Origin of the sequence: Parabacteroides sp. HGS0025, assembly GCF_000969845.1 — a bacterium.
In the GTDB taxonomy this organism is placed as follows: Bacteria; Bacteroidota; Bacteroidia; order Bacteroidales; family Tannerellaceae; genus Parabacteroides; species Parabacteroides gordonii.
Genome location: NZ_KQ033903.1, coordinates 22,258 through 29,310, shown reverse-complemented (window position 1 = coordinate 29,310; position 7,053 = coordinate 22,258). Strand labels below are relative to the sequence as shown.

Here is a 7,053-nt window from a genome sequence, read left to right as displayed (position 1 = left end):
AGGAAGGATTGATATATCAGCAGATGGCAAGTAGCAATACAGGTCATAAAGCGAAGGTTACTGATAAAGTAGCGTTGTCCTAGGTCAAACATCTTAAAGGTATTAAGGTGGTTATAGCGTTGGGGATCCACCTCTTCCCATTCCGAACAGAGAAGTTAAGCCCAACCACGTCGATGGTACTGCGTAAAAGTGGGAGAGTAGATAGCCGCCGTTTTAGAGTCAGAGACTCAAAACAAGGAAAAGGAATCAATCGTAAGGTTGGTTCCTTTTTCTGTTTATATAGATTGGGTTGTCATCAGTATTTCTGTCCCTGAATCTTTATTCTTCTCCTTTAACACCTTCCTTATAATAATACATCATCTTTCCCGTTTTAATATACATTGAGAATGATTCTATAATTATGAGCAGTATATATGATTCCCGGCAACGGTTGAAATATCTTTTTATATTAATAGCCACATTGATTGCAATAGTTTCGGTGTTTGTTTCTGACCAGATCGTAAAAAGTCTTGCACAGGAAGAACGTCAGAAGGTTGAAATCTGGGCGGAAGCGCAGCGTATGATAGCCTCTGAAACGAATGGCTCCAATATGGCACTTATTCTGAAGATCATCCAAAGTAATACCACTATCCCTGTTTTATGGTGTAATGAAAAGGATAGTGTAATGGATCAGAAGAATATTGAACTGCCGGAAAAGGATATCGACCAGTTTCTGAAAGCAAAAGTCAGGGAATTGAAAAGTAAGAATCCGCCGATCCTGATCGATATGCAGGATGGAACTTTCCAGTATCTTTATTACGACGATTCAATCATCTTGAAAAGGCTGCTTATTTATCCTTATGCACAGTTGGGAGTCGTGTTTATTTTTATCCTGATAGCCTTCCTGGCCTTGGCAAGCACGAAGAAAGCGGAGCAGAATAAAGTATGGGTCGGGTTGTCGAAGGAAACCGCCCATCAACTGGGTACCCCTATATCTTCTTTGATCGCTTGGGTGGAATATCTTCGCACCAAAGAAATCGATCCATCCCTGTTGAGTGAGATGGAGAAAGACGTGAAGCGTTTAGAGATGATTGCAGAGCGTTTCTCTAAGATTGGATCAAATCCCGATCCGGTACCGGTGAATATCAGTAATTCGATTCAAATGGCCTTAAATTATATGGAAACGCGTATATCATCCAAAGTGAAGATATATACCCATCTTCCGGAGAACCCGGTCTTGGTCTTGATGAACGATTCCCTGTTTGCCTGGGTCATTGAGAATCTGACCAAAAATGCAGTTGATGCAATGGAAGGACAGGGCGAGATCACTTTCCAGGTAGAAGAACGGGAAAAGACCGTGCGGATCGATATTACGGATTCCGGAAAAGGCATTCCCAAATCAAAATACAAAACAGTATTTAATCCGGGATATACAACCAAGAAACGCGGATGGGGACTGGGTTTGTCGCTGGTTAAGCGCATAATAGAGTCCTATCATGGCGGTAAGATATTCGTAAAGAGCTCAGAAGTCGGAAAAGGCACGACATTTCGCATAGAGCTTCGTAAATATAGAGGCTAAATAATTCAATAATAAAAAATAACTGTAAAGGTATTGCATTTGTGTTTAGTTTTTTCGTACCTTTGCAAGGTTTTTACACTAAAAGGCTTTGGGGAAATTTAAATTATATAACGTAGATTTGAAAAATCTCTCTCCGGGAGTACACGAATTCGAGTATTTACTGGAGAACAAGTTTTTTGTGGACATTGACGGAGACGAAGTCCAGAAGGGCAAAGTGAAGGTCCATTTAACCGTTAAACGGTCGTCAATGATGTTTGAAATGAACTTTCAGATTGAAGGTGTAGCAATCGTTCCGTGCGACAGGTGTCTGGACGATATGGAGATTCCGATTGATACCCATAATCGCTTGGTTGTGAAATTCGGTAAGGAATATGCCGAAGAAAGCGACGAGGTAGTAGTAATACCAGAAGAGGAAGGTGCTATTAATCTGGCATGGTTCCTTTATGAGTTTATTGCGTTGGCAGTTCCGATGAAGCATGTACATGCTCCGGGTAAATGCAATAAGGCTATGTCGTCGAAGCTGAAAAAGCACACATCCAGAAGTACAGATGATGGAGATGATGATTACGAAGAAGAGGAAGTGGATGACGTATCCATGGATGATGACGTAAGCGGTAATTCTGATCCTCGCTGGGATGCCCTGAAAGGTTTAATAGAGAATGATAACAATTAAATAAATTAAAACATGGCACATCCTAAAAGAAGACAAGGTAAGACAAGAACAGCCAAGAGAAGAACTCATGACAAGGCTGTCACTCCAACAATGGCTATTTGCCCGAACTGCGGCGCATGGCATATTTATCACACTGTATGTGGCGAATGCGGTTACTACAGAGGTAAGTTAGCTATCGTAAAAGAAGCAGCTGTGTAAGTTTGTCACTAATCATATTGATTTTGATAAACGGAAGAAATAGCCCTAAAAGTTTTTTTAGGGCTAATTTTTTAATTGGGATATAGTCTCTATTATTTTTTTTAATTATGGATAAATTAAATGCGGTTATAACAGGTGTAGGTGGATACGTTCCCGAAGATGTGTTGACAAACGAGGACATTTCCAAATTGGTCGATACAACGGATGAATGGATCATGACACGTGTTGGCATCAAAGAACGCCGAATTTTGAAAGGTGAAGGGGTAGGTACCTCTTATATGGGTATACGTGCTGTGAAGCAGTTGCTCGAAAAAACACAGGTCAATCCCGAAGAGATCGAAGTGATCCTGTCGGCTACTACAACGGCAGACCATCACTTTCCAACGATGTCTTCAATCATCGCTTACCATACCGGCTGTAAGAATGCAATGACTTTCGATTTGCAGGGAGCTTGCGCCGGCTTTTTGTATGGACTGGAGACAGGGGCGAATTATATTCGTTCGGGACGTTACAAGAAAGTGATCGTTGTTGCAGGTGATAAGATGACCTCGATTACCGATTACCAGGATCGTTCGACCTGCCCTTTGTTTGGTGATGCCTGCGGTGCTGTTTTACTGGAACCAACAACGGAAGAAGTCGGCGTTATAGATACAATTCTGCGTACTGACGGCGTAGGCTATTCGCATCTGATCATGAAGTCGGGTGGTTCGGCTTATCCTTCAAGTCACGAGACCGTAGATAATCGTGAACATTTCGTTTTGCAGGATGGTAAATATGTATTCAAGTATGCCGTTTCGTATATGGCCGATGTGGCTGCCGAAATAGCCGAACGAAATAATCTGACCCACGACGATATTGCATGGATCGTACCTCACCAGGCCAATCTGCGCATCATCGATGCAACAGCCAAGCGTCTGGGGGTGGATATGAACAAAGTAATGATCAACATCCAGAAATATGGTAACACAAGTGCCGGAACAATTCCTATCTGCCTCTGGGAGTGGGAAGACAAGCTGAAGAAAGGGGATAACCTGATCCTGGCTGCATTCGGTGCAGGTTTTACCTGGGGTGCAATTTATCTTAAATGGGGTTATGATGGAAAACAAGCATAAGTCCGGTTTTGTTAATATTGTCGGTAATCCTAATGTAGGGAAGTCTACGCTGATGAACCGTCTGGTGGGGGAACGTATCTCCATCATTACGGCAAAGGCACAGACTACCCGTCATCGTATCATGGGGATTGTGAATACCGACGATATGCAGATCGTGTATTCAGACACGCCGGGAGTCCTGCATCCGAATTACAAGTTGCAGGAGTCTATGCTGAACTTTTCCGAGTCGGCGTTAGGTGATGCCGACGTGTTACTCTATGTGACCGATGTCGTTGAGACAATCGATAAGAATGAAGACTTCCTGAAGCGGGTACAGTCGGTAGACTATCCGGTCTTGCTGCTGATCAATAAGATCGATACCAGCAACCAGGCCGAACTCGAAAAGATCGTGGCCCACTGGAAAGAAGTTCTTCCGAAAGCAGAGATCATACCGATCTCAGCGCTTTCAAACTTTAATATTGATTATGTAAAGCAAAGGGTAGAGGCGTTGATGCCTGAGTCCCCTCCTTATTTTGAGAAAGACGCGCTTACCGACAAGCCGGCCCGTTTCTTTGTTACAGAGATCATTCGTGAGAAGATCCTGCTGTATTACCAGAAAGAAATACCGTATGCCGTGGAAGTCGTGGTCGAGCTGTTTAAGGAAGAGGAAGAGCTGATACACATCAAGGCCCTGATCATGGTAGAGCGTGATTCCCAGAAAGGGATCATTATCGGACATCAGGGACAGGCACTGAAAAAAGTAGGCGCCATGGCCCGCAAGGATATCGAAAAATTCTTCGGAAAGAAAGTATTCCTGGAAATGTTCGTCAAGGTTGAAAAAGACTGGCGCAACAGGGATAACATCCTGAAGAGTTTTGGTTATCAGCTGGATTAATAACAGCATACAGAAAAGAGATTTATGGGAAATATTGTAGCAATAGTTGGTAGGCCCAACGTAGGAAAGTCCACCCTGTTCAATCGTCTGACCCAATCGCGTCAGGCCATCGTGAACGAGGAAGCAGGGACAACCCGCGACCGTCAGTACGGCAAAGTGGACTGGATTGGTAAAGAGTTTTCGCTGATTGACACCGGCGGATGGGTAATTAATTCGGATGATGTTTTTGAAGAAGAGATAAACAAACAGGTACAGGTCGCTTTGGATGAAGCGGATGTGATTTTGTTTGTGGTAGACGTACTGAATGGTATTACGGATCTGGATGTTGAAGTCGCAAAAATACTGCGCCGCAATAAAAAGCCGGTCATCGTGGTAGCCAACAAAGCGGATAACTTTGAACTGCACGCTTCTTCGGCCGAGTTCTATTCATTCGGGCTAGGCGATCCTTTCTGTGTATCGGCTATCAACGGATCAAACACCGGTGATTTGCTGGATAAGATCATTGAGATCCTGCCGGAAGAAGCAAATGAAGAATTGGAAGAAGAGTTGCCCCGTATTGCCGTTATCGGCCGTCCGAATGCAGGTAAATCGTCTTTGATCAATGCGTTTATCGGTGAAGACCGTCATATCGTGACCGATATTGCCGGAACGACCCGCGATTCGATCTATACCAAATACAATAAATTCGGTTTAAATTTCTATCTGGTAGATACAGCCGGTATCCGTAAGAAAGGAAAGGTTAATGAAGACCTGGAATACTATTCGGTGATCCGTTCGATCCGTGCCATTGAAAACTCGGATGTTTGCGTGCTGATGGTGGATGCCACGCGTGGTATCGAAAGCCAGGATCTGAACATTTTCTCTTTGGTTCAGAAGAATAAAAAAGGATTGGTCGTATGTGTAAACAAATGGGATTTGGTAGAGGATAAGAGCCAGAAGGTGATCGACAGCTATACGAATGCGATCCGCGAACGTCTGGCACCGTTTACCGACTTCCCTATCCTGTTCATTTCGGCATTGACCAAGCAACGTATCCTGAAGGTGCTCGAAACGGCTAAAGAGGTATACGACAACCGCAAGAAACGTATCCCGACAGCCAAACTGAACGAGATCATGTTGCCGATCATCGAGAACTATCCGCCCCCCGCATGGAAAGGAAAGTACATCAAGATCAAATACATCACCCAGCTTCCTGCAGGCGCAGTTCCTTCGTTCGTATTCTTCGCCAACCTGCCTCAATGGATCAAGGAACCTTACAAACGCTTCCTCGAAAACAAGATCCGTGATAACTGGGATTTCACAGGGACACCGATTAATATATTTGTTCGGGAGAAATAAGATAAAAAAAAGAGATGCTACTACGGCATCTCTTTTTTTATTTCTACAGATGTAGAACGTAATTCTGCAACCAACGGTCGCGGAAGTCACTTTGCTTTATTCTATCACCGGCCGATCATCTTCGCCGCCGCCACCGCTGTTTTTCTTTCGGGGCGCTTTACTGCGTTGGTTGTAAGCCGTTGTGGTTTCCGTTATCAGTTGGTTCAGATTGTTGATGAACGTGGTCGCAGCGGCCGTCGGTTGGGCTACGCTGAAGGATTGTGCCAGCATCACCAGGTCGTCGTACTGTTCGTCGAGACGTTTGCGTATCGTTTCGCCACTGTCCTTTTTATTGGCGGCACGGCTCTGCGTACGGGTGGATGTGAGCGCAATGTATGCATTATTTTCTTTTTCGAGTTCAGCCAGGTAAGCATCCAGCCCGAGGGTCGTGATGTAAGTGGCATTCTCCTCTTTCCTCAAATCGATCAGCATCCCCTGGATAGCCGCCGATTCCTGCGCTACCGGCAGACGGGCGATACCGATATAAGGTTTGACCACCTTGTAAAGGAACTTTCCGGCGTCGCGTTCAGCCTCGAGCGGCAAGGTTCCGGCACGCGATATGCGGGTAGTGATGTAGATGACCAAGTTGTCGCGATTCTTTTCGTGAACGGCTGCTTCTTCCGTTTCCTGTGCGATGCGGCTTTCGTTCACCACGTCGGCCAGCTGCATGACATCATCTTCCAGCGTTTGTACGAATTGGGCCGACAATCCGATCTCGGGCGAACCGTTCGTCCGGATATCTGCGTCGAGCGATTCAATGACCGGGCGGTCATCCTCCCCGCCACCTTCTGAGGGTGTCGGCACGAGGTTTAACACGGAATTGAGGAAGGCCAGGTATTCGGCGTTGTTGAAAATGGAAAGCGGAAGAGTCTTGATTTTTGTGAATGTTCCCATGATTTTGATTTTATAGGTTGTTTAATGAATGGCAATGTAAGCATTAATTATCAATAAGAGTAGGATTCTCCCTTTTATTTTATGCAAAAAGTCTTTTAGGCCTAAGAAATGCCGTTCAAATGCTGAAAGTAGACCTTTTAGGTCTAAAAGATGTGTTTTCACTATTAAAAGTAGGTTTCTTAGACCTAAGAAATGACTTTTCACTGTTTAAAGCTTACTTTTTAGGTTTAAAAGGTGGCATTTCACTATTTAAAATTGATCTCTTAGGCTTAAAAGATCAACTTTAAATGTTTAACCGGTATTTTTTTAGCTAAAAGATGAATGTAAAAAGAAAAAGTATTGGGATATTTTGCATAATAATCTAAAA

At 44.1% G+C, this 7,053-nt stretch carries 8 protein-coding genes and 1 rRNA gene; 8 read left to right on the top strand and 1 reads right to left on the bottom strand.

What is annotated here, in order from left to right; translation table 11 throughout:
* The first annotated feature begins 103 nt into the window (after positions 1-103).
* From rrf to der, 7 genes are all read left to right on the top strand, one after another.
* Positions 104-214: ribosomal RNA gene (rrf, locus tag HMPREF1212_RS17440) — 5S ribosomal RNA — on the top strand.
* Positions 215-400: 186 nt separating this feature from the next.
* Entirely contained in the window at positions 401-1,558 is a 1,158-nt protein-coding gene (locus HMPREF1212_RS17435; RefSeq protein WP_028730606.1) for a sensor histidine kinase, read from the top strand.
* 88 nt (positions 1,559-1,646) lie between these two features.
* Positions 1,647-2,231: a YceD family protein gene (locus tag HMPREF1212_RS17430; RefSeq protein ID WP_046150485.1), complete on the top strand. Its 585-nt coding sequence runs from the start codon at positions 1,647-1,649 to the stop codon at positions 2,229-2,231.
* Between the two features lie 12 nt (positions 2,232-2,243).
* Positions 2,244-2,429 (top strand): 50S ribosomal protein L32, encoded by a 186-nt coding sequence (gene rpmF, locus HMPREF1212_RS26760; protein ID WP_081693462.1) that lies wholly within the window; start codon positions 2,244-2,246, stop codon positions 2,427-2,429.
* Between the two features lie 107 nt (positions 2,430-2,536).
* Entirely contained in the window at positions 2,537-3,541 is a 1,005-nt protein-coding gene (locus tag HMPREF1212_RS17425) for a beta-ketoacyl-ACP synthase III (RefSeq protein WP_028730604.1), read from the top strand.
* Complete coding sequence (era, locus tag HMPREF1212_RS17420) at positions 3,525-4,415, top strand: GTPase Era (protein WP_028730603.1); 891 nt, start codon at positions 3,525-3,527, stop codon at positions 4,413-4,415. Before HMPREF1212_RS17425 ends, era begins: the two co-directional genes overlap by 17 nt.
* Before the next feature lie 24 nt (positions 4,416-4,439).
* Complete coding sequence (gene der, locus HMPREF1212_RS17415; RefSeq protein WP_046150484.1) at positions 4,440-5,753, top strand: ribosome biogenesis GTPase Der; 1,314 nt, start codon at positions 4,440-4,442, stop codon at positions 5,751-5,753.
* Between the two features lie 96 nt (positions 5,754-5,849).
* Here der and HMPREF1212_RS17410 read toward each other — a convergent pair whose 3' ends face one another.
* The gene (locus HMPREF1212_RS17410) at positions 5,850-6,686 is read right to left on the bottom strand and encodes a DUF6261 family protein (protein WP_046150483.1); all 837 of its coding nucleotides are present in this window, start codon (positions 6,684-6,686) and stop codon (positions 5,850-5,852) included.
* A gap of 119 nt (positions 6,687-6,805) precedes the next feature.
* On the opposite strand from HMPREF1212_RS17410, the gene HMPREF1212_RS27035 reads away from it, so the two are divergent.
* Positions 6,806-6,973, top strand: a complete 168-nt coding sequence (locus tag HMPREF1212_RS27035; RefSeq protein WP_157317054.1) for a hypothetical protein — start codon at positions 6,806-6,808, stop codon at positions 6,971-6,973.
* Positions 6,974-7,053: the final 80 nt, after the last annotated feature.

Excerpts from the sequence above, each read along its gene's own strand:
- HMPREF1212_RS17425 (WP_028730604.1), top strand. The coding sequence starts at position 2,537 with ATGGATAAATTAAATGCGGTTATAACAGGTGTAGGTGGATACGTTCCC.
- HMPREF1212_RS27035 (WP_157317054.1), top strand. The coding sequence starts at position 6,806 with ATGCTGAAAGTAGACCTTTTAGGTCTAAAAGATGTGTTTTCACTATTA.
- rpmF (WP_081693462.1), top strand. The coding sequence starts at position 2,244 with ATGGCACATCCTAAAAGAAGACAAGGTAAGACAAGAACAGCCAAGAGA.
- HMPREF1212_RS17435 (WP_028730606.1), top strand. The coding sequence starts at position 401 with ATGAGCAGTATATATGATTCCCGGCAACGGTTGAAATATCTTTTTATA.
- der (WP_046150484.1), top strand. The coding sequence starts at position 4,440 with ATGGGAAATATTGTAGCAATAGTTGGTAGGCCCAACGTAGGAAAGTCC.
- HMPREF1212_RS17410 (WP_046150483.1), bottom strand. The coding sequence starts at position 6,686 with ATGGGAACATTCACAAAAATCAAGACTCTTCCGCTTTCCATTTTCAAC.
- era (WP_028730603.1), top strand. The coding sequence starts at position 3,525 with ATGGAAAACAAGCATAAGTCCGGTTTTGTTAATATTGTCGGTAATCCT.